This window comes from Rhodococcus sp. Z13 (assembly GCF_025837095.1).
Taxonomy (GTDB): domain Bacteria; phylum Actinomycetota; class Actinomycetes; order Mycobacteriales; family Mycobacteriaceae; genus Rhodococcus; species Rhodococcus sacchari.
On sequence record NZ_CP107551.1, the window covers coordinates 227,058 to 250,123 of the forward strand.

The following is a 23,066-nucleotide window of genomic DNA, read 5'->3' on the forward strand; positions in this document are numbered from 1 at the left end:
ATCAGTTGCCGCTCGAGGTGTTCCGGTTCGACAGAAGATCCTCCCACTGCTCCTGCACCTGCTGGGCGGTCTCCTCGCCCAGCAGGTCCGTGCAGAGGGTGGTCACGCTCGCCATGCCGATCGTCACGGTGTCGAACGGTTCGTAGCCGGCCTTCCGTGCCGGTTCGGTGAATCCGGCGATCATCTCGGCCGCCTCGACGTCCCCGTCCCCGGCGTTGTTGCGCACGAGGTCGCAGGTCTCGTTGCCGACGGCGAGCAGGGCGTCGCGGTCGCCGTCGATCCCGGCCTCGGAGAGCCGGGTGATATAGGTGTCCTCGGTGCCGCTCGCGCTGCTGCCGTCGTCACCGCCTCCGCAGGCCGACAGGGTCAGGGCCACCGCGCCGGTGAGCACGGCCGAGATGAACATGCGCTTCGTCAACGTCTCCGCTTTCGATCGGGGCGGACCGCCCCCGACGGACGGCCCCACGCATTATCCCCACCGGGCGGACACGGTTACGCGCCGCGCGGACGGACACACGGTGCAGAACGTGTGTATGTGTCCGCGCGGCGCGCGCCGACGAGAGCGGATCAGGAACTCGCGTACAGCGCGTCGATCTCCTCCGCGTACTTCGCGTCGATCGGCTTGCGCTTGAGCTTCATCGTCGGGGTGAGTTCGTCGCCGGAGGGCTCCCAGATCGTCGTGAGCACCTTGTACTTCTTGATCTGTTCGACCCGCGACAGCTTCGAGTTCGCCTCCTCCACCGATTTCGCGATCGCCTCGAGCACCACCGGATGCTGGGCCAGCTCCTCGTGGGTGCCGCTGAGCCCGTGCTGGTCGGCGAAGACCGCGAGCGCGTCGGGGTCGAGGGCGAGCAGCGCGACGTTGTACGGCCGGTCGTTGCCGATGGCGACGGCTCCACCGAGCATCGGGCACGCGGCCCGCAGGGCACCCTCGATGTTGGCGGGCGACATGTTCTTGCCCGCCGCGTTGACGATCAGTTCCTTCTTGCGGTCGATCAGCCGCACATAACCGTCGGCGTCGATCTCGCCGATGTCGCCGGTGTGCAGCCAGCCGTCCGCATCGATCGCGTCGGCGGTCTTCTCCGGATCGTTGCGGTAGCCCTTCATGATCAGCGGGCCGGAGACGAGGAGCTCGCCGTCGTCGGCGACCTTGATCTTCGCGGCGGACACGGCCTTGCCGACGGTGCCGATGCGGATCGCGTCCGGCGGGTTCATCGTGATCACGCACGACGTCTCGGACATTCCCCACACCTCGGAGCACGGGATGCCCAGTCCCAGAACGAATTCCAGGACTTCGGGCGAGATCGCGGCGGCACCCGTCACGGCGGCGCGGACGTTGTCCAGGCCCAGCTTGGCGCGGATCGACGACAGCACCAGCCGGTCGGCGATCGCGTGCTGCACCGCGAGGCCGCGGGGGATCGGCTTGCCGTCGGACTGCAGGCGTGCCCGCTTGCGGCCCACGTCGATCGCCCACAGCGCCAGCTTCTTCTTGACCGCGCTCGGCTCCTCGGCGAGCGTCCTGTCGATGGCGGCCTTGAGCTTGTACCAGACCTGCGGGACCGCGCCGAACAGCGTCGGCCGCAGGCTCGGCAATACTGTGATGGCCTGCTTGAGGTCGTCGAGGGTGGTGATCTGCAGGCCGGTGTAGAGGCTGCAGTAGTGGGAGCCCCACCGGTTCGCGATGTGTGCGTCGGGCAGGTACGACAGGATCTTGTCGTCGGGGCCGGTGGGCAGGTAGACGCTGGTCGACTCGATCTCGGTGATCAGGTTCGCGTGCGTGAGCTCGACGCCCTTCGGTGGACCCGTGGTACCCGAGGTGTAGATGAGGGTCAGCAGGTCGGACGGCTGCACCGCCTTCCACGTCGCCTCGAAGTCGAAGGACGGCTCGGCCGCGGCCTCGAGATCGTCGAGCGACAGGGTGCCCTCGGGGTGGGCGTCGATGCAGATCAGGTGTTCGACCTTGGTGTCGCCGATCGCCTGCCGCAGCACCGGGACGAACTGTTCCTCGCAGATCATCACCCGGTTGTCGGCATTACCGAGGACGTACGAGATCTGTTCCGCGGTAAGGGAATTGTAGATCGAGAAGGGGGCCGCCCCGAGGTGCATGGCGGCGGTGTCGAGGAGGTGGAACTCCGGCCGGTTGGTGAGCATCAGGCCGACGGTGTCGCCGCGCTGCACGCCGAGCCCGGCGAGGCCGGCCGCGAGGCGCTGCACACGCTGGGCGTACTCGCGCCAGGTGTAACGGACGGAGTCGTCGGGGGTGCGGAGCGCGACGCGATCGGGGTACGCCGCGGCAGTGGTCTGGAAGGCTTCGCAGAGGGTCGACGGTGTGGTGGAACGTGGGGTCATCACAGCTCCCGTGGTCGAGTGTGGCGAAAGTGTAAGACGAAGTGCCCACACTCGTGGTCGGATTTGCCGGATCTCCTCAGGTCGATGCGGGGGTTGGGGCCGGTCACGTTCGGGTACCGCGAGGGGCATGGGCATCGTGGACCGGATCGCCGAACCGTGGGGGACGCGGACCCCGTACGGGCCGGGGCAGCGCTGGCCGACCCGCGTCGACCGTCACCTGGAACCGGGACTGACCGAGGCGGACATCGACAGGTGGGTACAGTCCGCGTCGGTCCTGCATTCCAACGGCGACGGGCTCGACATCGCGGTCCGGGACGGACGCATCGTCGGAGTCCGTGGACGCGCGGTCGACCGCGTCAATCACGGTCGTCTCGACCCCAAGGATCTCTTCGGATGGCAGGCCAACGGGTCGTCCGACCGTCTCACCACCCCGCTGATCCGGCGTGACGGAGAACTGGTCGAGACCGACTGGGACACCGCCATGAACGCGGTGGCCGGCCGCACGAAGGAACTGCTCGAAGAACGCGGGCCGAGTGCGATCGGCTTCTACACCACCGGACAGTTGTTCCTCGAGGAGTACTACACCCTCGCGCTCATCGGGCACGGCGGTATCGGCACCAACCACATGGACGGCAACACCCGTCTGTGCACCGCGACCGCCGCGGCCGCGTTGAAGCAGTCCTTCGGGTGCGACGGCCAGCCCGGCTCCTACACCGATATCGATCACGCCGACGTCATCGCGTTGTACGGGCACAACATGGCCGAGACGCAGACCGTGTTGTGGAGCCGCATCCTCGACCGGCTCGCCGGACCGAATCCGCCGGCGGTGATCTGCGTCGACCCGCGGCGCACCCCCGTCGCCCGCGCGGCGACCGTCCACCTGGCCCCACGCCCGGGCACCAACCTGATGCTCGTGAACGGCCTGCTGCACGAGATCCTGCGACAGGGCCGGGTCGACGAGAGGTACATCGAGGAGAACACCGTCGGGTTCGACGACCTGCGACAGCACCTGGAGGAGTACCCGCTCGAGAGGGCCGCCGAGGTGTGCGACGTCCCGCTCGCCGACCTCCGCGAGGCCGCCCGCCTGATCGGCACCGCACAACGGTTGATGTCGACGGTGCTGCAGGGCTTCTACCAGTCCCATCAGGCCACCGCGGCCGCCGTGCAGGTGAACAACATCCACCTCGTGCGCGGCATGCTCGGCAGACCCGGTTGCGGAGTCCTCCAGATGAACGGGCAGCCCACCGCGCAGAACACCCGCGAATGCGGCGCGGACGGCGACCTGCCGGGCTTCCGGAACTGGGCGAACGACGCGCACGTCGAGGACCTCGCGAGGGTGTGGAACATCGACCCGATGCGGATCCCGCACTACAGCGCCCCCACGCACCTGATGCAGATGATGCGCTACGTCGAGGACGGCTCGATCCGGTTCCTCTACGTCAACGGCACCAACCCGGCGGTCTCCCTCCCGGAGCTGCACAGGATCCGCGAGATCCTCTCGCAGGACCGGCTGTTCCTCGTCGTGCAGGACATCTTCCCGACCGAGACCACCCGGCTCGCCGACGTCGTGCTCCCCGCCGCGACGTGGGGTGAGAAGACCGGGACGTTCACCAACGCCGACCGGACGGTGCACCTGTCGGAGAAGGCGGTCGAACCACCCGGGCGGGCGCGGCCGGACCTCGACATCTTCGTCGACTACGCCCACCGCCTCGGCCTGCGCGACAAGGACGGTGACCCGCTGGTGAAGTGGTCGACGCCGGAGGAGGCGTTCGAGGCGTGGAAGAAGTGCACGGCCGGCCGTCCCTGCGACTACACGGGCATCACCTACGACAGGCTCCGCGGCGGCAGCGGCATCCAGTGGCCGTGCAACGCCGACGCCCCCGGCGGCACCGAACGCCTCTACACCGACGGGAGGTTCTGGGCCGCGCCCGATCGTTGCGAGGCCTACGGGCGGGACATGGTCACCGGGGCACCCGTCGAACCCACGGAGTACCGGGCGCGGAACCCGCACGGCAAGGCGATGCTCGAACCGGGGGAGTACCTGCCCCCACACGAGACGGTCTCCGACGAGTATCCCTACCTGCTGTCCACCGGCCGCACGCTCTACCATTTCCACACCCGCACGAAGACCGGTCGCGCCCCGCAACTGCAACGCGCCGCCCCCGAGGTGTGGGTCGAGATGTCCGGCGCCGACGCGGACCGACACGGATGGTCCGAGGGCGATCTGCTGAGGATCACCACTCCGCGGGGCAGCGTCACCGCGCGGCTGCGGATCAGCGCCATCAGGTCAGGAGTGGTCTTCCTGCCGTTCCACTACGGCTACTGGGACACCCCGGCCGGGCACGAACCCGCCCTGGAGGGGCGCGCCGCCAACGAGCTGACCTTCACCGACTGGGACCCGGCGTCCAAGCAACCGCTGTTCAAATCGGGGGTGGCGCGGCTGGAGCGGGTGGAGGCCGAGGACGGTACACCTTCGGCGGCGCCGACGACCACCGCCTCCGAACCCGTCGGTGTGACCGTGCCCGCCACTCGCGGTGGACCGGACGCCGAGGCGACCGAGACCCCGGACGAGGGAGAACTGCGATGAACGAGGTCGGGATGGCGATCCGGGAACTGCATCGCTCCGAGAACGCGATCGCCGTCGAACTGCTGCGGATCGCGGATCGGCACAAGACGGACCACGAGGTGTTCCACGTCGCGAGGGACATCGCCCGCTGGTCGCAGCGGCACGTGCGGGAACTCGCCCGGGTCGGCCGCGACTACGGGGTCGACCTCGACGACGAGCCGAAGGAACCCCATGAGCTGCCGGCCGCCCTGCGGCGCCGGGCGAGCGAGCTGCTCGGCCGACGGCACGCCCCGAGCCTGTTGCTGCTCCGGGATCTGCGCACCGCCCACCGTATGGCCGCGGGGGTCTCGCTGGACTGGGAGGTCCTCGCCCAGACCGCCCAGGCCCTGGGCGACCGGGAGCTGCTCGCCGCCTCGCAGCGGTGTCATCCACAGACGCTTCGTCAGTTGCGTTGGGCGAACGCGAAACTCAAGGAGATCGCCGCTCAGGCCGTCGTGACCGCCTGACTCACGGTCGTTCGAACCGCTCCTCGCGTCCCAGCTTCCGCAGCCGCACCCACTCGCGCAGCCCCGCTGGGTCGCGGCGCGTCACCAGGAAGTACCAGCCGAACCGCACCCACTCCTGGGGCAGCAGCCGCCGCAGACCGGGCTGCGACAGCAGGTAGCCGCGGTTGCGGTAGGTGAAGAACCGCTTGGTGTCGTTGTCCGGATACTGCGTGTGCATCCGGCCGCCCAGGATCGGCTTGAACTCGTCGGCGCCGTCGGGATGCAGGTAGGCGGTCTGCAGGCAGGTGCCGAAGGGCAGGCCCGAGCGGACCAGGCGCCGGTGCACCTCCACCTCGTCGCCGCGGACGAACAACCGCAGGTCGGGCACGCCCACCGCGTCGATCGCCGCGGCCGTGAACAGCGCGCCGTTGAACAGTGATGCGATGCCGGGCAGCAGGTCCTCGTCGCCGAGCTCGTGCCGCCACCGCCGCCACACCACGCCGCGGCGCAGCGGGAACGCGAGCCGGTCGGGCTGCGCGATGTCGCACACGACCGGCGACACCTCGGCCAGACCGTTGCGCTGCGCGCAGTCCAGGAGCGTCGCGAGCACGTCCGGTCCTTCGGGGCGGCCGTCGTCGTCGGCGAGCCAGACCCGGTCGGCTCCCAGCGACAGCGCGTAGAGGATGCCGAGCGCGAACCCGCCGGCACCGCCGAGATTGTGCTTGGACCCCAGATAGGTCGTGGGCAGCTCCACCGACTCGACGAGCTCGCGCACCTCCGGCTCGTCGGCGTTGTCCACGACGACGAGATGGTCGAGCGGACGTGTCTGCGAGGCAAGAACTTTCAGGGACTCGGCCAGCAGTTCGCGACGACGATGGGTGACGACGACGCCGATGATCCGTTCGTCAGCCACCGTTGGTTCCCGTCGAGGCCGGGGAACCGGACGCGGCCTTCCGCTCACGCTCGAGCTCGGCGAGGATCGAGCGCACGTGGTCACCGGCCTCGTCGCCCTCGTAGGCGCGCACCACAGGCTCGATGTCGCCCTGTTCGCGGATCTGCCCGTGGTCGATCCACATCGCCTGGTCGCACAGCTGCGCCAGGAACTCGTTGGAGTGGCTCGCGAACACCAGAATGCCGGAGCGTGCGACGAGATCCTGCAGCCGCACGCGGGCCTTCTTCATGAACTCCGCGTCGACCGCACCGATGCCCTCGTCGAGCAGCAGGATCTCCGGGTCGATGCTGGTGACCACACCGAGCGCGACACGCACCCGCATACCGGTGGAATAGGTGCGCAGCGGCATGTTGAGGTAGTCGCCGAGCTCGGTGAACTCGGCGATCTCGTCGACCTTGCCGAGCATCTGCTTGCGGGTCATGCCGAGGAACATGCCCCGGATGATGATGTTCTCGTAGCCGGAGATCTCCGGATCCATGCCCACACCGAGGTCGAACACCGGCGCGACGCGGCCCTTGACCCGGGCGTAGCCGCGGGTGGGTTCGTAGATGCCGGACAGCAGGCGCAGCAGGGTGGACTTGCCGGCGCCGTTGTGGCCGACGAGACCGACCCGGTCGCCTTCCTTCAGCGACATGGTGATGTCGCGCAGGGCCTCGACGACCACGACGTCGGAACTGTTCCGGCCGATCGCTCCGCCCGCCTTACCCAGGAACGCCTTCTTCAGGGACCGGGTCTTGGCGTCGAAGATGGGGAAGTCGACGCACGCGCCGCGCGTTTCGATGCTGACACGACTCACGATGCTGCTCCAGACGCTGACACGGAACCCGAGAGTACCCGTCGGGCTGCTGCCCGGGTTCCGCGCGTCGCCCGACCCGACCTACAGGTACTGGCCGGTACCGGGGTGGCTCTGTCCCTGGATGTGCTGGTCGTGGCCACCGGCCTGACCGTGGGCGAGGCCCGCCGGGAGCGCGCCCTGGCGCATCTGCTCGAGCTGGGCGCGCGCCGCCATCTGCTGCGCGAACAGGGCCGTCTGGATGCCGTGGAAGAGTCCCTCGAGCCAACCGACGAGCTGGGCCTGCGCGATGCGCAGCTCCGCGTCGGAGGGCACCGCGTCCTCGCCGAAGGGCAGGGCGAGCCGCTCGAGCTCCTCGCGGAGCTCCGGTGCGAGTCCCTGGCCGAGTTCGCGGATCGAGGAGCGGTGGATGTCCTTGAGGCGGGTACGGCTGGCGTCGTCGAGCGGCGCGGACTTCACCTCTTCGAGGAGCTGCTTGATCATGGTGCCGATCCGCATCACCTTCGCGGGCTGCTCGACCATGTCGGACAGTGACTCGCCGCCGGACTCCTCGGCCTTCTCGGGCTGTTCGGCGTCGGTCTCGACGCGGTTCGCCTCCTCACGGGAGACGCGGATGGGGCGGCCGTCGGGGCCGATCACGAGAACCTGGTCGTTGTCCGGATGCGTCATGACTCCATTCTGTCCCTTCGCGTCCGTGACCGCCGTGCGGCCCGTGGGCCCGCCGGGTGCGACGGGCTACCCGGTCGAGCCTACCGAGACGGGGCCGGTGGGGGCGGGGTTCGTCCGTCCCGATGACACCTGCACCTCGCGTCCCGATTGACACCTGGACATAGAGTGTCTGCCATGGCTTACGACGTTGCCCGGATCCGGGGGTCCATCCCCTCGCTCGGCGACGGTTGGATCCATCTCGATCCTCGAGCCGGCATGCAGATCCCCGATGCGGTGTCGCGTACGGTGTCCACCGCCTTCCGGAACGCAGCGGCCTCGTCGACCGGACGCCACCTGTCGTCGCGCCGCAGCGCTGCGATCCTCGAGGAGGCGCGCATCGGGATCGCCGACCTCGTGGGGGCCGACCCGGCCGGGGTGGTCCTCGGACCGAGTCGCGCGGTGCTGCTGGCCTGGCTCGCCGAAGCCCTCAGTTCCCGTCTCGGCCTCGGCACCGGCATGGTGCTGTCGCGGCTCGACGACGAGGCGAACATCGCCCCCTGGTTGCGGGTCGCGAGCCGCTACGGCGCGCAGGTGCGCTGGGCCGAGGTGGAGATCGAGACCTGCGATCTGCCCACCTGGCAGTACGAGGAACTCATCACCCCGACGACGCGGCTCGTCGCACTGACCGCCGCCTCGTCGATCGTCGGGACGGCTCCCGACGTCCGGGCCGTGGCGGATCTCGTCCACGAGGTCGGCGGCCTCATGGTGGTCGACGCCGCCGGTGCCGCCCCCTACGCCCACATCGACATCGCCGATCTGGGGGCCGACGTCCTCACCGTCGACGCCGCGATGTGGGGTGGGCCGCAGATCGGTGCCCTGGTCTTCGCCGACCCGGCCCATCTCGAACGCGTGCCCACGATGGCGCTGAACCCGCACGCCCGCGGCGCGGAACGGCTCGAAGTGGGTGGGCACCAGTTCGGCCTGCTCGCCGGCATCCCGGCATCCATCGACTTCCTGGCCTCGCTCGACGACTCCGCCACGGGCACCCGCCGCGAGCGGCTCGAGATCTCGATCAGCGCGATGCAGAACCACCAGGACGTGCTGTTCGACCGGCTCATGCGCCATCTCGACAGCCTCACCGGTGTGATCGTGCTGGGCCGCGCGTCGAGCCGGGTCCCGACCCTGAGCTTCACGGTCGACGGGGTGCCCGCGGAGAAGGTCGCCGCGCAGCTCGCCGACCGCCGCATCGCGACGGTCGCGAGCACCCGCGGATCGAGCCGGCTCCTCGATTCCCTCGGTGTCAGCGACGAGGGCGGGGCCGTGAGCGTCGGTCTCGCTCCCTACACCACCGGCTTCGAGGTCGATCAGCTCGTCCGCGAGCTCCGCAACCTCTAGTTCCGCTCGATCCGCAGCACGACCTTGCCGACGGTCTCGGGGCTGTCGAGCATTTCGTGGGCCCGCGCGGCCTCGGTGATCGGCAGCTCGGCGTGCACGACCGGCTGCACCTTCCCCTCCTCGACGAGCGGCCACAGACCCGCCCGCACCGAGTCGACGATCGCGCTCTTGCCGGACGGCCCCGAGTCGGGACGGCCGCGCAGACCGGTCGCGGTGACGTGCCCGCGCTTGGCGAGCAGCTTGCCGAGGTGCAGTTCGCCCTTGGTGCCGCCCTGCATGCCGATCACGACGAGACGCCCGTCCGGGGCGAGGACGTCGATGTTGCGCGAGAGGTACTTGGCGCCCATGTTGTCGAGCACCACGTCGGCGCCGCCGAAGGCGTTGCGGACCTCGGTGACGAAGTCCTGCTCGCGGTAGTCGATCGCCAGGTCGGCGCCGAGTTCGCGGCAGCGGTCGAGCTTGCCGGCGGAGGCGGTCACGGCCACCTTCGCGCCGAGCGCCTTACCGACCTGGATGGCGTGCGTGCCGATGCCGCCGCCACCGCCGTGGACGAGCAGCACGTCGCCGCGGGTCAGGCCGGCCGTCATCACGACGTTCGACCACACGGTGCATGCGATCTCGGGGAGCGAGGCCGCCACGACCAGGTCGACGCCCTTCGGCACGGGCAGCAGCTGCGAGGCGGGGACGACGGCCTTCTCGGCGTAACCACCGCCGGTCAGCAGGGCACACACGCGGTCGCCGATGTTCCAGCCGGTGACGCCCTCACCGAGTTCGGTGATCACCCCGGAGCACTCCAGGCCCAGGATGTCGCTGGCTCCGGGCGGGGGCGGATAGAGCCCGCGGCGCTGCAGGAGATCGGCGCGGTTGACCGCTGTCGCCGCGACGTCGAGCATCACGTGGCCCGGGAGCAGTTCCGGGTCCGGCTGCTCGGTCCACCGAAGAACTTCAGGACCACCGGGTTCGGTGGCGACGATTGCATGCATGTGTCCGACGCTATCGTGTGCGGCCCTTCGTTGTGATCTGCTCCTCCCGCGTCGCCACCCTCCGGGGGCGCTACCACGAAGTAATATGCGCCGCCCGCGCGGCACTAGACTGCCTGCGTGACCAGCGAACCGGATGAGCCCAGGTGGTTGACCGCGAAGGAGCAGGAGGCCTGGCGTCTCTACCTCGACGGGAACAACCGTCTGATGAGCGCCCTCAACCGCAGCCTGAACGATCGGCACGACCTGTCGCTGGCGGAGTACCGCATCCTCGTCCTGCTCTCCGAGGCACCCGACGGGTCGCTGCGGATGAGCGATCTCGCCGACGGCGTGCTGTCCTCGCGCAGCCGCCTCACCCATCAGATCCGCCGCATGGAGCAGGAGGGGATGGTCGAGCGCAGCTCGTGCCCCGAGGACGGCCGCGGGGTGCTCGCCGCCATCACCGACGAGGGACGGCGACGGTTGAAGGAGGCCGCTCCCACACACGTCGGCGACGTGCGCGCCCACCTCGTCGACCTGCTGTCGGCGGACGAGCTGGAGACGCTGGGCCGCATCTTCGCGCGTGTCGAGGAGAGCCTGACCGACGACTGAGTGCGGGGCGGCATTGGCACCCCTCCCGGCGCAGCGGTTACGATCTGCCTCGGAAGCGTGGCAGAGCGGCCGAATGCACTCGCCTTGAAAGCGAGCTTGGGTAACACCAACGGGGGTTCAAATCCCTCCGCTTCCGCCATCGGGACTCACGGCCCCCGGAACGGAATCTGCGGGTCCGGTGCGTGTGCACCGGGCCCGCAGACCTGTTTCCGCCCCTGCCGAGGTTCAGCTGGGACCGGTCGCGACCGCCTGTTCGACGGCTGCGGCGACGCCGCCGTGCCAGGGTTCCCCGTGGCCCGGCAGCAGGTGGGTGGCACCGGTGTCCGCGAGCGCGGTGAGCGATGCCAGTGCGGTGACGCTGTCGGCGGTCGCCGCGCCCGACACGATCTGCGGTCCGCGTCGGCCGGTGTAGGGGTCGAGGGTGACGATCGCGTCGCCGGCGATCACCGTGTCCCGGTCCGCCAGGTGCAGGACGCAGTGCCCGAATGTGTGCCCCGGGGTGTGGACGGGGACGGGTCGGCCGGGTACGTCGAGGGGCTCGGTAGGGCGGGAATCGGGGGTGTGGAAGAGGGCCACGTCTTCGATGCCCCGCACCCACAACGCGCCGGCGACCGTCATCCGGGCCAGCACCGGGATTCCCGCCGGATACCGTACGGGATAGAGCACGCGGTTGCGTTCGTGCCGGTAGCGGTACGGATGGGCGGCGAGGAATTTCTCGTCACGATGCGCCCACACCGGAACGTGCCAGCGTTCGTGCAGCCTCTTCGCGGATCCGACGTGGTCGAAGTGGGCGTGCGTGAGGATCACGGCCTGCACGTCGTCCACCCGCCGGCCGATCCGGGCGACCGCCTTCTCGATCCTGCCGCTCGTCGACGGGAAACCGGTGTCGACGACGGTGATGCCGTCGTCGTCCTCGATCAGGTACAGGTTGACGTGGGCGTGCTCGAGGCGATGGACGCCCCGGGAGACATCGGGGTGGAACATGAGGTCCCTTCCGTCGGCGGTGCTCCTCGGGTCCGGTGGTCCTCGGAGCTAGCTGTGCCCTTCGATCTCGTCGGCCACGAGCGACACCCACGACTGCACCTCGTCGTCCTCGGTGGTGGGAGAGAAACTCTTGTAACCGGACGCGGCCAGGTGCCCGACCAGTTCCGGACATTCGTCGGCCTCTCCGCTGCCCACCCCGAAGAGCCACACCACCTGCTGTCGCAGCACGGTCCGGCGGGACTGCAGCTCCTCCTGCGTGTCGGGGGAGTACTCGCCGTCCTCGACCTCTGCGCCGAAGACGATCCCCTCGAACTCCTCGGCGCGTTCGAGATCCGACGCATCGCCCAGCGTGACGTCGATGTCCCGTCCCTCCAACGCCGCGGCGACCGACTCGGCGACCGTACGGACGGGGCCCTCGGAACTCTCGGTGGCGACGAGAACGGTCATGACGGCTCCTCTTTCGACGACTCGGTGCATCCTGCGTTCCCGGTCCCCGGAAGTGGGAAACATGACCAGGGGGGCGACAGTGGGAGATGCTCAGCGGGAGGCGCTCAGCGCTCGCACCCCGGGCGCCCCCGAGCGCCGGACGAACTCGCACTCACCGAGTCGCTCGGCGGCACCGAGGTCGAGACCCAGGTCGACGGCGTCGGCCAGCCGGTAGGGCTTGCTCTCGATCACGGCCCCCACGGCGCGCCGTAACCGCGACACCTCGGCGCGCACCGCTACGGCATGGTCGTCGTCGCCGTACAGCGCGCGGCTCAACGCCGCGACGGTCGTTCCGTCCCTGCCGCATTCGTGCAACAGCAGCAGGATCTCGGCCTGCCGCAGGGTGATCGCGCTGCACCACGAGTCCTCGGGCCCCAGCACCTCGACGACCGGGGTCGACGACAATCGCAGGACCATTCGGACCGTCGCCGCCGACGCCGATCCACGCAGCAGCCATCCGTGTGAAAGCCGTTCCGGGACACACAGTCCCAGCCCGGGTACGGTCAGCGGCCGGTCGGGTCGGGGAACCGCGACCCGCTTGGTCGCGACACCCGAGGCGTGCGCCACCCACCCGTCCTCGTCGACGAGGAGCACCGGCCCGCGCGCCGACGCCAGCAGCGGCGCCGCCTCCGCGCGCAGCTTCTCGAGGCGCACCTCGTGCCGGCGCCACAGCTGCGCCTCGGCGAGCCGGACGGCGGTGTCGACGAGCGCGCTGATCGTCGGGTGCAGGGTCAGCGCGGGACCGCTCACGTCCACGATGCCGAGCAGGTCGCCGCGGATCGGGCCGTGGATCGGCGCGGCGGTGCAGTACCAGGGGTGCTGGGTGGTCTCGAAGTGCTCCCCGGAGAACAACTGGACGGGCGCGGCCTCGGCCAGTGCGGTGCCGATCGCGTTGGTGCCGACCGTCGACTCCGTCCACACGGCTCCCTCCTGGAAACCGAGCACATCGGCGCGTGCCTTGATCCGGGCCGAGCCGCTCCGCCACAGGATGATCCCGTCGGCGTCGGTCACCACCAGCAGCAGGTGGGAGGCGTCGGCGACGGGGGAGATCACCTGCTCGAGCTCGCCGATCACCGCGGCCAGGGCGGACTCGCGCCGGCGTCGTTCGACCTCGGGCAAGGGGACCCGGCTGCGGGCGTTGCTGCCGGCCGGGTCGAGGCCCGTGCCGAGCACCCGCGCCCAGGACCGTGCGACCAGTGCTCGCGGCCGCATCGGCGGACGTGCACCTCCGATCACCGCCTCGTGCATCCGCATCAGCTCGCGTGCGTGACGCGACAGGTCGGTGCCGGGCGCGATCGCGCTGAACGTGGTCACGGTCCCCTCTTCGTCGTGGTCCTCGGAGCATAGGTGCCGGATGTGTCCCGCGCCACATTCTCCACCCGTGCAACGTGACGCAACGCTTGTTCCGAGCGTTGCGTCGGAGTGTCCTGGATCACATCAACCGAGTGAGAGGAACCCGGCTATGACCGACATGCTCGAGCAGGCCACGACCACCGGCGCGACCCCCGACCAGCGCGTGGACGCCTGGCTGCGGAAGTTCGAGACCGCGCTGGCGTCCCGGGACGTCGCCGCCGCGGCGGGACTCTTCGGCATCGAGAGCTTCTGGCGCGATCTCGTCTCCTTCACCTGGAACCTGAAGACGGTCGAGGGCCGCGAGGGCGTGACGGACATGCTGACCGCCCGGCTCGACGACACCGACCCGAGCGGCTTTTGCACCACCGAACCGCCCACCGAGGACGACGGGGTGATCACCGCCTGGCTCGAGTTCGAGACCGCCGTCGGCCGCGGTTCCGGGCACCTCCGGCTGCGGCGCGACGACGACGGTGAGGACCGCGCATGGACCCTGCTCACCACCCTGCAGGAACTGAAGGGCCACGAGGAACCGCGCGGCACCCGGCGCCCGCGCGGCACGAAGCACGGCGCCGACCGTCAGCGGGTGACCTGGTCGGAGCAGCGCGAGGCCGAGGAACGCGAGCTCGGTTACACCCGCCAGCCCTACGTCGTCATCGTCGGCGGCGGCCAGGGCGGGATCGCGCTCGGTGCCCGCATGCGGCAGCTCGGTGTCCCGGCCATCGTCCTCGACAAGCGCGACCGTCCCGGTGACCAGTGGCGCGGCCGCTACAAGTCGCTGTGTCTGCACGACCCCGTCTGGTACGACCACCTGCCCTACATGCCCTTCCCCGACAACTGGCCGGTGTTCGCGCCGAAGGACAAGATCGCGGACTGGCTCGAGATGTACACGAAGGTGATGGAGGTCCCCTACTGGTCGAAGTCGGTGTGCACCTCCGCGAGCTACGACGAGGAGGCGGGGGAGTGGACCGTCCACGTCGAACGCGACGGTGAACCCGTCGTCCTGCGGCCGAAGCAGCTGGTGATCGCCACCGGTATGTCGGGAAAGCCCAACATGCCCGAGTTCCCCGGCATGGACCGCTTCCGCGGCGAACAGCACCACTCCAGTCAGCATCCCGGCCCGGACGCCTACGTCGGCAAGAAGGCCGTGGTGATCGGCGCCAACAACAGCGCCCACGACATCTGCGGTGCGCTCTGGGAGGTCGGCGCCGACGTGACCATGGTGCAGCGGTCCTCGACGCACATCGTGCGCTCGGAGTCGCTCATGGAACTCGGCCTCGGTGACCTGTACTCCGAGCGGGCCCTCGCCGCGGGGATGACGACCTACAAGGCCGACCTGACCTTCGCGTCCCTGCCGTACCGGATCATGCACGAGTTCCAGATCCCGATCTACGAGAAGATCCGCGAACGCGACGCCGACTTCTACGACCGGCTGGAGAAGGCCGGCTTCATGCACGACTGGGGCGACGACGGCTCGGGTCTGTTCATGAAGTATCTGCGCCGCGCCTCCGGCTACTACATCGACGTCGGGGCCTCCGAGTTGGTTGCGAACGGGGACATCAAGCTGGCGCACGGCAACGTCCGCGAACTCACCGAGACCTCCGTGATCCTCGAGGACGGCACCGAACTCGAAGCCGATCTCGTCGTCTACGCCACCGGCTACGGTTCGATGAACGGCTGGGTCGCCGACCTGATCTCGCAGGAGGTCGCCGACAAGGTCGGCAAGTGCTGGGGCCTGGGCTCGGACACCACCAAGGATCCGGGGCCGTGGGAGGGCGAGCAGCGCAACATGTGGAAGCCCACCCAGCAGGAAGGTCTGTGGTTCCACGGCGGCAACCTGCACCAGTCGCGCCACTACTCGCTGTACCTCGCGCTGCAGCTGAAGGCACGCTACGAGGGCATCCCGACCCCGGTCTACGGCCTGCAGGAGGTCCACCACCTCCGCTGACACCCGCGCCCGTCGTCCCCGTCGCACCCTTCCCCGGCGCGGCGGGGACGACTTCGTCCCACGGGAACGCCGAATCGGCACGAATCCGGCGAAGAGCTATTAGGGTCGCGTCCAGATCCGCCCGACGGTATGCGCCGTGGGCGGACGTGATCGCTCCAGGACGTCGGGGGGACGAGGGTCCGATGGTGAGAAGACTTGCGGCAGCGGTCGTGGCGGTCCTGGCGATGTCGCTGATCGGGGCGGTGTCGGCGCAGGCCGAGCCGGTGGCCACGATCGAGCACACCGAGCGGGTGAGCGGCACCCAGACGAAGCTCTCCGTGTTCTCGCCGGCGATGAACCGGGTCGTGACGGTTCAGGTGCTGCACCCGGCACGGTCGGGTTCGCGTCCCACGCTCTATCTGCTCGACGGTGTCAGCGCGGGTGAGGAATCCGACTTCCGCGAGAGCACGTGGACGCAGCGCACCGATATCGAGGAGTTCTTCGCCGACAAGAACGTCAATGTCGTCCTGCCCGTCGGTGGCACCGCGAGCTACTACACCGACTGGAATGCCCCCGACCCCGTGCTCGGGGTCAACAAGTGGGAGACCTTCCTGACCCGGGAACTGCCCCCGGTGATCGACGCGAACTTCGGCGGCAACGGCACCGACGCCGTCGCGGGTCTGTCCATGGGAGCGACCGCCGCGATGGCGCTGATCACCCGTCATCCCGACCTCTACGAGGGGGTCGCCGCGTTGAGCGGATGCTTCGACACGTCCCAGGACCGCTCCCGCGAGTCGGTGCGCGGCACCGTCGCCTACAAGGGCGGCAATCCCGACAACATGTGGGGGCCGCCCGGCGATCCCCGCTGGACCGAACACGATTCGTACCTGCTCGCCGAACGGCTGCGGGGGAAGAAGATCTTCCTCAGCACCGGCAACGGTGTGCTCGGTCCCTACGACCTCGACGCCGGGCAGGACGTGCTCACCGTCGGCGCCCCGCTCGAGATCGGCACGCTCGCCTGCACCCTGACCTACGACCGGCGCCTCCGCGAGCTGGGCATCCCCGCCCAGGTGGTCTACCGGCCGTGGGGCACCCACTCGTGGGGGTACTGGCAGGACGACATCAAGACGGCGTGGCCCACGCTCGCGGAGGCGCTCGGACTCCGGTGACGCCCGGACTCCGGTGACGCCCGGCTGGAGCGGGTCGGGGGATCAGACGATTCCGGCGACCTCCCGGCCCTGCTTCGTGGCGAAGTCCAGGAACAGGTCGTTCTCGTGCGGGTCGCCGATGGTCACGCGGGTGCCCTCACCGGTGAAGTTACGCAGCACCACACCGGCCTCGGCGGCGGCGTCCGCGAACGCGGCCGAGCGCTCACCGAGCGGCAGCCACAGGAAGTTGGCGTTGCTCTCGGGCACCTCGTAGCCCGCGGCGGTCAGGGCGGCGTGCACCCGCTCGCGCTCGGCGACGATCCCGTCGGTGCGGGCCAGCAGCTCCGGTGCCGCGGCGAGCGACGCGATCGCGGCGGTCTGGGCGAGGGAGTTGACCGAGAACGGGGTGTGGACCTTGCTCAGCGCCGTCACCAGGGACGGATCGGCCACCGCGTAGCCCACCCGGATGCCGGCGAGACCGTAGGCCTTGGAGAAGGTGCGCAGCACCACGACGTTGCTGCGGCCCTCGGCGATCTCGAGGCCGTCTGGCAGATCCTCACCGGGTGCGGGCCGGACGTACTCGAAGTACGCCTCGTCGAGCGCGACGACGATGTGCTCGGGCACCGCGTCGAGGAACTCCTCGAGCTCGGCCCTGCTCAGGAGCGAGCCGGTGGGGTTGTTGGGATTGCACACGAAGATCAGGCGGGTGCGGTCGGTGATCGCCGCGAGCATCGCCTTCAGGTCGTGACCGTGATCGGGGGTGTTCGGGACCTTCACCGCCGTCGCACCTGCGACCGCCGTGATGATGGGGTACGCCTCGAAGGACCGCCAGGCGAAGATCACCTCGTCGCCGGCGTTGCAGGTGACCTGCACGAGTTCCTGGCACAGGCTCACCGAGCCGCAGCCCACTGCGATCCGGTCCGTGGGGACACCGAGCCGCGCCGACAGGGCCGCGAGCAGTTCGGTGGCGCCGTTGTCGGGGTAGCGGTTGAGACCGGCGGCGGCCTCCGCGATCGCCTCGCGCACGCTCGGGAGAGGACCCAGAGTCGTCTCGTTGCTGGCGAGCTTCACCGCTCCCGGGAACGAACGGCCGGGAACGTAGGCGGGAACTGATTCGAGATCGGGGCGGGTCCGTGGAGTCACGACCCCGATTATGCGCCTCGTCCGGCTCTCCATCGGACATCCGTCCAACACGCCACCGCCGCCGGAAGCTCGTCCGCAAGCTTCTGACCAGGCGTTTTGCGTTTTCCCGCCGGGCATGTGTAATGTTTCGATCCGGCGGTTCGAGAGCAATCGAATCCCCGAGGAGGCGTGCCAGAGCGGCCGAATGGGACTCACTGCTAATGAGTTGTCCCCCTTACCGGGGACCGGAGGTTCAAATCCTCTCGCCTCCGCCAGTTGGTGTAACGTCACCAGCGACCACAACTGAACACCGCATGCGCCCGTAGCTCAACGGATAGAGCATCTGACTACGGATCAGAAGGTTAGGGGTTCGAATCCCTTCGGGCGCACACACGAAAACCCCGCCGGTTCGCCGGTGGGGTTTTCTCGTTTCCGCATATCCTGCACTCACTGTGATGCTCCTCTCGGCGTCGGCCCGAGCTCGGCTCGCCCCCACCTGGACGTTCCCGGACGAGTGAACGCCCCGTCTCCGATTTCGTTCCTTTCTCCGGTGCCGTACTTCCTCCGGGGGCGTGTGCGGGCACGACGATAACGCAGGAGAAACCCCCTATTGACGAGCCGCGCGGCCGGACGTACATTTCGAGTCACTCTCGAAAAGTTAACGACGATTCGCACGACCGGCCGGCAACGGCAGTCGAGCTCTGCTGGGAGAAGACATGGAACTAGCGTGGTCAGAGGCCGACGCCGCCTTCCGGGACGAGGTGCGCTCGTTTCTCGAGGAGAAGCTGACGCCCGAACTGCGACGAGCGGGACGGCTCGCCACGAGCGTGTACTCCGACCACGAGGCGAGCATGGAGTGGCAGCGGATCCTCCATGAGCGCGGATGGGCCGCACCGGCGTGGCCGGTCGAGTACGGCGGATGCGACTGGACGCAGACGCAGCACTACATCTTCAGTCGGGAGTCGATCCTCGCCGGCGCCCCGAACCTGTCGCCGATGGGCATCCGCATGGTCGCGCACGCGATCGTCGCCTACGGCACCGAGGAGCAGAAGAACTACTTCCTGCCCCGGATCCTCACCGGGGAGGTCTTCTTCTGCCAGGGCTACTCCGAGCCCGAGGCCGGCTCCGACCTCGCCTCGCTGAGCATGGCGGCGGTCGACGACGGCGAGGACCTGATCGTCACCGGCAGCAAGATCTGGACCACCCACGCCACCGAGGCGAACTGGATGTTCGCGCTGGTGCGCACGTCCAAGACCGGGAAGAAGCAGGAGGGCATCACCTTCCTGCTGATCGACATGACCTCGCCCGGCATCGAGATCCGCCCGCTCGTGATGACCTCCGGCGAGGAGGTGCAGAACCAGGTCTTCTTCGACGGTGTGCGAGTGCCCAAGAAGAACGTCCTCGGGAAGATCGACGAGGGCTGGACCGTCGCCAAGTATCTGCTCGTCTTCGAACGCGGGGGAGCGGCGGCCGCGCCGGCCCTGCAGGTGATGGCCGAGCGGATCGCCGAGAAGGCCGCCGAACAGCCCGGCCCCTCCGGTGGCACCCTCATCGACGATCCGGTGTTCTCCGCCAAGCTCGCCGAGGCCCGCATCCGCACCGAGGTCCTCGAGATCCTCGAATACCGCACGCTCGCGGCGCTGTCCGAAGGGAAGAATCCGGGTCCCGCGTCGTCGATGCTCAAGGTGCTCGGCACCGAGCTCAGCCAGACGCTCACCCAGCTGGCCCTCGAGGCCGCGGGTCCGCGCGGCCGCGTCTACCAGCCGCACATCACCGCGCCCGGTGGTCCGGTGGCCGACTACGTGCCGCCCGCCGACGGGTACGTCAGCGGTGAGGACTGGCAGGCCGTGGCGCCGCTGCGCTACTTCAACGACCGTGCCGGATCGATCTACGCCGGCAGCAACGAGATCCAGCGAAACATTCTCGCCAAAGCAGCATTGGGGCTCTGATGGACTTCGGTTTGAGCAAGGAGCAGGAGCTCCTTCGTGATTCGGTCACCAAGTTCCTCGCCGGTCGCTACGACCTGGCGGAAAGCCGGAAGGTAGCGACCACCGGCGAAGGATGGCAGCCGGAGGTGTGGCGCGCGTTCGCCGAGGAACTCGGCATTCTCGGCGCCACGCTGCCGGAAGCCGTGGGGGGGATGGGCGGCGGCCCGGTCGAACTGATGGTCGTGGCCGAGGCACTCGGGCACGCCCTCGTGATCGAGCCGTTCGTCGACACGGTCGTCCTCGGGGGCGGTCTTCTCGGTCGTGCTGGGGGCGACCGGGCCGAAGCCGTCCTCGAGGCGATCGCCGCCGGGGAAGCGATCACCGCGTTCGCGGCGATCGAACCCACCTCCGGGTACGTCTTCCACGACGTCACCACCACCGCCCGCCGCGAGGGCGACGAGTGGGTGCTCGACGGCGAGAAGACCGTGGTCACCAGCGCGCCCCTGGCGACGCACCTGATCGTCACGGCCCGCACCTCGGGTGAGCGCACCGATCGGGCCGGAATCTCGCTGTTCCTGATCGACTTCGATCCCGCGAACCCGCCGGCCGGGGTTGAGATCCACTCCTACCGCACGATCGACGACCGCCGCGCCGCCGACCTCGTGTTCTCCGACCTGCGTCTGCCCGCCGACGCGCTGCTCGGCGAGGAGGGTGCCGCCTGGCCGTCCGTCGCCCGGGCGGTCGACGAGGGCATCGCCGCGATCTCCGCCGAGGCCGTCGGCCTCATGCGCAAGGTGCTCGCCGACACCGTCGAGTACGCGAAGCAACGTCAGCAGTTCGGGCAGCCGATCGGCCGCTTCCAGGTCCTCCAGCACCGCATGGTCGACATGTACATGGAGGTCGAGCAAGCCGTCTCCGCCGCCTACCTCGCGATCCTCAACCTCGACAGCGACGAGACGACCCGGGCCCGCGCGATCTCGGCCGCGAAGGCGACGATCAGCCGTGCCGCCCGCTTCGTCGGCCAGAACGCCGTCCAACTCCACGGCGGCATGGGCATGACCGAGGAACTGGCCGTCGGCCACTACTTCAAGCGCCTGACCGCCATCGAGTACGAGTTCGGCACCGCCGAGCAGCACATCGCGCGGTACGCGCAGCTCACGAAGGTCTGAGCGACGAGACGACCCGGGGCCGGTAGGACATCACTCCCGTACCGGCCCCGGGCTCTGCGTGTCCGGAGATCGTGGGCCGGGAGCCGTCAGGGCATCCTCCACCCGGGTCGCGGCGACGATCGGGTCCTCGTGCTCCCACACCCGCACCACCGTCCAGCCGGCGGCCCGCAGCCGCGTGTCGGTGTCCCGGTCGCGCCGCACGTTCGCGGCGAGCTTCGCCGCCCACCACTCGGCGTTGTTCTTGGGGTGGGTCGCATGCAGGGGGCAGCTGTGCCAGAAGCATCCGTCGACGTAGACAGCGACCCGGAGACGGGGGAAGAGCAGATCGGCTCGTCGCCGCATCCCGGGCAGGGGAGCCTTGTCTACGAAGAAACGGCGGCCGCGACGATGCAGTTCCTTGCGCAGCGCCACCTCGGGCGCGGTGTCGCGTCGACGCTGCCGGCTCATCCGCGCGCTCGTGCGCGGATCGGTCGGAGGTCGATCGGCCGCTGCCATCGTGGCCTCTAGGCCGCCACCCGCGGGAAGCCGCCCATGCGTTCGAGGTGGTTCTCCACGTCCTCGAGGAAACCGGGCAGGAACCGGAGATTGCCGGAGCGGGCCCGTCGCAGGAAACCGGCGGTCGCGCGGGCGGACAGCAACCTCGCGTCGAGGAGGAAACCACCCAGGTCCTCGTAGGGTGCCTGAACCGGCCACTGCGACTCGTGGACCCGGAAGGCGCGACGGTTCATGCCCCACGCCGCGGTCGGCCAGGGGTCGCCGGGCACGAGAGGGCTCTCGTGATCGGAGGCGTACTCGATCGGGTTGTTCAACCGATGACCCACCCACGACGCCATCCGCACACTCACGGCATTGCCGACCAGACGCCAGCGGTGCCCGGAACGGACGCCGGGGGCCTCCGTTGCGGGAGCCGTCCAGCCGGCCTCGAAGCCCTGGAGACGTTCGGCGTCGGTGAGGCCGGGGGTGACGATCTCACCGGAGGGCAGGCGCACGGCGGGCGGGCTGGCGATACCGAGGGTCGAACCGCCCTTGAGGGTGGGCACGGCATTGACCGCCCAGCCCAGGCCGCGCACGCCCTCGGTCCAGTAGAAACCGCACGGATACAGATCGGGGTTGCCCTCGGCGGGCATGCCGGCGTCCTCACCGAACAGCACCGCGCGGGGATCCTCGGTGCGCGACGCGAGCATGAGGACCCGGTGCCGACGCTGGGGAAGACCGAACGCGCGCGCGTCCACGACGCGATAGGCCCACGCGTAGCCGAGGTCCTCCAGCGCGTGGGTGATGTGCCGCATGGCGGCGCCGCGGCCGAGCTGGAGCATGAACGGCACGTTCTCTATGACGAGCCAGCGCGGACCGTTCTTACGGCGGACGAGACGGAACACCTCGTCGACGAGACCCGACTTCGAACCGGTGATGCCGGCGGTGCGGCCCGCTTGGGAGAGGTCTTGGCAGGGGAAGCCGGCCGCGACGAGTTCCGTGTCGCGGGGGAGGGAACGCAGACGCGTGACGTCCGCGTGTAGAGGGATGTCGGGGAAGCGCGTGCGCAGGACCGCCTGCGCGCCCGGTTCGATCTCGCAGAGGAGCTCCGTGTTCCATCCGTGACGACCGAGCCCGAGCTCGAGCCCGCCGATCCCGGCGAACAACCCCACCATGTTCCCCGTCGACGTCACGGCACCCTTCCTCGCTCAACTCCTCGATGAACGTTACTCGAGAAGTGGGACGATCCGTGAGCGGACGCGACGAGTGCCACGATGATGGGCCGCCCGGGGCACCCCGAACCGCCTTTCGATGCGTAGAAACGTGTCCTGACCTGGCGATTTGGTTTTCTGCGTCATGTTCGCGTAACTTATTCCAGGTCAGAGCGACACGGACACCGACCCGGACCGCGAGGTACGGGACAACGAGGTTGGACGAAGGCGCCTGCGAATTTCACTGGTTCGAAACCTTCTGGTAAGGTTTTGAGCCGTGCCCGAGAGCCGCGAGGCCCTCGGATGAACAGTCACCCCGGAGTGAACGGGCCGAAAGGTTCGGGATCGATGGTGTGTGCGTGTTCTTTGAGAACTCAACAGTGTGCCGATGAATGTCAGTGCCAAATTTTTTTTGGTGCAGCCACTTCTAGCGGAGTGGTTGTTTGCTGGTCGTCTCGTTCTTCCGTCTGGGGCGATCGGTATTTGAGTTTTTACGCTAGTGATTTGG

The 23,066-nt window shown here is 69.1% G+C and carries 20 protein-coding genes and 3 tRNA genes; 11 read left to right on the forward strand and 12 right to left on the reverse strand.

The annotated features are described in order from the left end of the window. Position 1 precedes the first annotated feature (1 nt). Together OED52_RS01020 and OED52_RS01025 are read right to left on the reverse strand one after the other, a co-directional pair. Positions 2 to 418, reverse strand: a complete 417-nt coding sequence (locus OED52_RS01020; protein WP_264152874.1) for a DUF732 domain-containing protein — start codon at positions 416 to 418, stop codon at positions 2 to 4. Positions 419 to 567: 149 nt separating this feature from the next. After that, positions 568 to 2,349 (reverse strand): AMP-dependent synthetase/ligase, encoded by a 1,782-nt coding sequence (locus OED52_RS01025; protein WP_264152875.1) that lies wholly within the window; start codon positions 2,347 to 2,349, stop codon positions 568 to 570. A gap of 127 nt (positions 2,350 to 2,476) precedes the next feature. Here OED52_RS01025 and OED52_RS01030 point away from each other — a divergent pair, with 127 nt between their 5' ends. Both OED52_RS01030 and OED52_RS01035 read left to right on the forward strand, forming a co-directional pair. Beyond that, on the forward strand, positions 2,477 to 4,936 hold the full coding sequence (locus OED52_RS01030) for a molybdopterin oxidoreductase family protein (RefSeq protein ID WP_264152876.1): 2,460 nt from the start codon (positions 2,477 to 2,479) through the stop codon (positions 4,934 to 4,936). Then, on the forward strand, positions 4,933 to 5,421 hold the full coding sequence (locus tag OED52_RS01035) for a hypothetical protein (RefSeq protein ID WP_264152877.1): 489 nt from the start codon (positions 4,933 to 4,935) through the stop codon (positions 5,419 to 5,421). Before OED52_RS01030 ends, OED52_RS01035 begins: the two co-directional genes overlap by 4 nt. Position 5,422: 1 nt before the next feature. Here the strand turns inward: OED52_RS01035 and glfT1 are convergent, their stop codons facing one another. The 3 genes from glfT1 to OED52_RS01050 all read right to left on the reverse strand — a co-directional run bounded on the left by glfT1 (position 5,423) and on the right by OED52_RS01050 (position 7,814). Then, positions 5,423 to 6,313 carry a galactofuranosyltransferase GlfT1 gene (gene glfT1, locus OED52_RS01040; RefSeq protein WP_264152878.1) on the reverse strand — a complete coding sequence of 297 codons (891 nt, stop codon included), beginning with the start codon at positions 6,311 to 6,313 and terminating at the stop codon, positions 5,423 to 5,425. Next, positions 6,306 to 7,151, reverse strand: a complete 846-nt coding sequence (wzt, locus tag OED52_RS01045) for a galactan export ABC transporter ATP-binding subunit Wzt/RfbE (protein WP_264154805.1) — start codon at positions 7,149 to 7,151, stop codon at positions 6,306 to 6,308. Before wzt ends, glfT1 begins: the two co-directional genes overlap by 8 nt. Before the next feature lie 78 nt (positions 7,152 to 7,229). Continuing rightward, entirely contained in the window at positions 7,230 to 7,814 is a 585-nt protein-coding gene (locus OED52_RS01050; RefSeq protein WP_264152879.1) for a bacterial proteasome activator family protein, read from the reverse strand. 174 nt (positions 7,815 to 7,988) lie between these two features. On the opposite strand from OED52_RS01050, the gene OED52_RS01055 reads away from it, so the two are divergent. Then, positions 7,989 to 9,188 (forward strand): cysteine desulfurase-like protein, encoded by a 1,200-nt coding sequence (locus OED52_RS01055; RefSeq protein WP_264152880.1) that lies wholly within the window; start codon positions 7,989 to 7,991, stop codon positions 9,186 to 9,188. On the opposite strand, the gene OED52_RS01060 is transcribed toward OED52_RS01055, so the two are convergent. Beyond that, positions 9,185 to 10,171, reverse strand: coding sequence for an NAD(P)H-quinone oxidoreductase (locus tag OED52_RS01060; RefSeq protein WP_264152881.1), 987 nt, complete (start codon positions 10,169 to 10,171; stop codon positions 9,185 to 9,187). The two genes, OED52_RS01055 and OED52_RS01060, sit on opposite strands and share 4 nt — an antisense overlap. Positions 10,172 to 10,288: 117 nt before the next feature. Between OED52_RS01060 and OED52_RS01065 the strand changes: the two genes are divergently transcribed. Both OED52_RS01065 and OED52_RS01070 read left to right on the forward strand, forming a co-directional pair. Then, positions 10,289 to 10,759 carry a MarR family winged helix-turn-helix transcriptional regulator gene (locus OED52_RS01065; RefSeq protein WP_264152882.1) on the forward strand — a complete coding sequence of 157 codons (471 nt, stop codon included), beginning with the start codon at positions 10,289 to 10,291 and terminating at the stop codon, positions 10,757 to 10,759. 51 nt (positions 10,760 to 10,810) lie between these two features. Beyond that, a tRNA-Ser gene (locus tag OED52_RS01070) sits at positions 10,811 to 10,898 on the forward strand. A gap of 86 nt (positions 10,899 to 10,984) precedes the next feature. On the opposite strand, the gene OED52_RS01075 is transcribed toward OED52_RS01070, so the two are convergent. The 3 genes from OED52_RS01075 to OED52_RS01085 form a co-directional block, all read right to left on the reverse strand. Next, complete coding sequence (locus OED52_RS01075) at positions 10,985 to 11,743, reverse strand: MBL fold metallo-hydrolase (protein ID WP_264152883.1); 759 nt, start codon at positions 11,741 to 11,743, stop codon at positions 10,985 to 10,987. 48 nt (positions 11,744 to 11,791) lie between these two features. Continuing rightward, a complete protein-coding gene (locus OED52_RS01080) occupies positions 11,792 to 12,190 on the reverse strand; it encodes a flavodoxin domain-containing protein (RefSeq protein ID WP_264152884.1) in 399 nt (132 codons plus the stop codon). Positions 12,191 to 12,280: 90 nt separating this feature from the next. After that, entirely contained in the window at positions 12,281 to 13,543 is a 1,263-nt protein-coding gene (locus OED52_RS01085) for a GAF domain-containing protein (RefSeq protein ID WP_264152885.1), read from the reverse strand. Positions 13,544 to 13,691: 148 nt separating this feature from the next. Here OED52_RS01085 and OED52_RS01090 point away from each other — a divergent pair, with 148 nt between their 5' ends. Together OED52_RS01090 and OED52_RS01095 are read left to right on the forward strand one after the other, a co-directional pair. Next, positions 13,692 to 15,527 carry a flavin-containing monooxygenase gene (locus tag OED52_RS01090; RefSeq protein WP_264152886.1) on the forward strand — a complete coding sequence of 612 codons (1,836 nt, stop codon included), beginning with the start codon at positions 13,692 to 13,694 and terminating at the stop codon, positions 15,525 to 15,527. 182 nt (positions 15,528 to 15,709) lie between these two features. After that, the gene (locus OED52_RS01095) at positions 15,710 to 16,675 is read left to right on the forward strand and encodes an alpha/beta hydrolase (protein ID WP_264152887.1); all 966 of its coding nucleotides are present in this window, start codon (positions 15,710 to 15,712) and stop codon (positions 16,673 to 16,675) included. A gap of 42 nt (positions 16,676 to 16,717) precedes the next feature. Here OED52_RS01095 and hisC read toward each other — a convergent pair whose 3' ends face one another. Next, the gene (gene hisC / locus OED52_RS01100) at positions 16,718 to 17,797 is read right to left on the reverse strand and encodes a histidinol-phosphate transaminase (protein WP_264152888.1); all 1,080 of its coding nucleotides are present in this window, start codon (positions 17,795 to 17,797) and stop codon (positions 16,718 to 16,720) included. A gap of 162 nt (positions 17,798 to 17,959) precedes the next feature. Here hisC and OED52_RS01105 point away from each other — a divergent pair. From OED52_RS01105 to OED52_RS01120, 4 genes are all read left to right on the forward strand, one after another. After that, a tRNA-Ser gene (locus tag OED52_RS01105) sits at positions 17,960 to 18,051 on the forward strand. A 41-nt stretch (positions 18,052 to 18,092) separates the two neighbouring features. Further along, positions 18,093 to 18,165, forward strand: a tRNA-Arg gene (locus OED52_RS01110). Between the two features lie 327 nt (positions 18,166 to 18,492). Further along, the gene (locus OED52_RS01115; RefSeq protein WP_264152889.1) at positions 18,493 to 19,725 is read left to right on the forward strand and encodes an acyl-CoA dehydrogenase family protein; all 1,233 of its coding nucleotides are present in this window, start codon (positions 18,493 to 18,495) and stop codon (positions 19,723 to 19,725) included. Beyond that, a complete protein-coding gene (locus OED52_RS01120) occupies positions 19,725 to 20,873 on the forward strand; it encodes an acyl-CoA dehydrogenase family protein (protein WP_264152890.1) in 1,149 nt (382 codons plus the stop codon). Before OED52_RS01115 ends, OED52_RS01120 begins: the two co-directional genes overlap by 1 nt. A gap of 30 nt (positions 20,874 to 20,903) precedes the next feature. Here the strand turns inward: OED52_RS01120 and OED52_RS01125 are convergent, their stop codons facing one another. Both OED52_RS01125 and OED52_RS01130 read right to left on the reverse strand, forming a co-directional pair. Beyond that, on the reverse strand, positions 20,904 to 21,368 hold the full coding sequence (locus OED52_RS01125; RefSeq protein ID WP_264152891.1) for a very short patch repair endonuclease: 465 nt from the start codon (positions 21,366 to 21,368) through the stop codon (positions 20,904 to 20,906). 8 nt (positions 21,369 to 21,376) lie between these two features. Further along, positions 21,377 to 22,522 (reverse strand): DNA cytosine methyltransferase, encoded by a 1,146-nt coding sequence (locus OED52_RS01130; RefSeq protein ID WP_264154806.1) that lies wholly within the window; start codon positions 22,520 to 22,522, stop codon positions 21,377 to 21,379. Between the last annotated feature and the right edge of the window lie 544 nt (positions 22,523 to 23,066).

What these genes read in the sequence shown, in the direction of transcription:
- OED52_RS01025 (WP_264152875.1), bottom strand. Translation starts at nt 2,349, where the DNA reads ATGACCCCACGTTCCACCACACCGTCGACCCTCTGCGAAGCCTTCCAG.
- OED52_RS01030 (WP_264152876.1), top strand. Translation starts at nt 2,477, where the DNA reads ATGGGCATCGTGGACCGGATCGCCGAACCGTGGGGGACGCGGACCCCG.
- OED52_RS01035 (WP_264152877.1), top strand. Translation starts at nt 4,933, where the DNA reads ATGAACGAGGTCGGGATGGCGATCCGGGAACTGCATCGCTCCGAGAAC.
- OED52_RS01050 (WP_264152879.1), bottom strand. Translation starts at nt 7,814, where the DNA reads ATGACGCATCCGGACAACGACCAGGTTCTCGTGATCGGCCCCGACGGC.
- OED52_RS01055 (WP_264152880.1), top strand. Translation starts at nt 7,989, where the DNA reads ATGGCTTACGACGTTGCCCGGATCCGGGGGTCCATCCCCTCGCTCGGC.
- OED52_RS01060 (WP_264152881.1), bottom strand. Translation starts at nt 10,171, where the DNA reads ATGCATGCAATCGTCGCCACCGAACCCGGTGGTCCTGAAGTTCTTCGG.
- OED52_RS01075 (WP_264152883.1), bottom strand. Translation starts at nt 11,743, where the DNA reads ATGTTCCACCCCGATGTCTCCCGGGGCGTCCATCGCCTCGAGCACGCC.
- OED52_RS01080 (WP_264152884.1), bottom strand. Translation starts at nt 12,190, where the DNA reads ATGACCGTTCTCGTCGCCACCGAGAGTTCCGAGGGCCCCGTCCGTACG.
- OED52_RS01090 (WP_264152886.1), top strand. Translation starts at nt 13,692, where the DNA reads ATGACCGACATGCTCGAGCAGGCCACGACCACCGGCGCGACCCCCGAC.
- OED52_RS01095 (WP_264152887.1), top strand. Translation starts at nt 15,710, where the DNA reads ATGGTGAGAAGACTTGCGGCAGCGGTCGTGGCGGTCCTGGCGATGTCG.
- OED52_RS01115 (WP_264152889.1), top strand. Translation starts at nt 18,493, where the DNA reads ATGGAACTAGCGTGGTCAGAGGCCGACGCCGCCTTCCGGGACGAGGTG.
- OED52_RS01120 (WP_264152890.1), top strand. Translation starts at nt 19,725, where the DNA reads ATGGACTTCGGTTTGAGCAAGGAGCAGGAGCTCCTTCGTGATTCGGTC.
- OED52_RS01125 (WP_264152891.1), bottom strand. Translation starts at nt 21,368, where the DNA reads ATGGCAGCGGCCGATCGACCTCCGACCGATCCGCGCACGAGCGCGCGG.
- OED52_RS01130 (WP_264154806.1), bottom strand. Translation starts at nt 22,522, where the DNA reads ATGGTGGGGTTGTTCGCCGGGATCGGCGGGCTCGAGCTCGGGCTCGGT.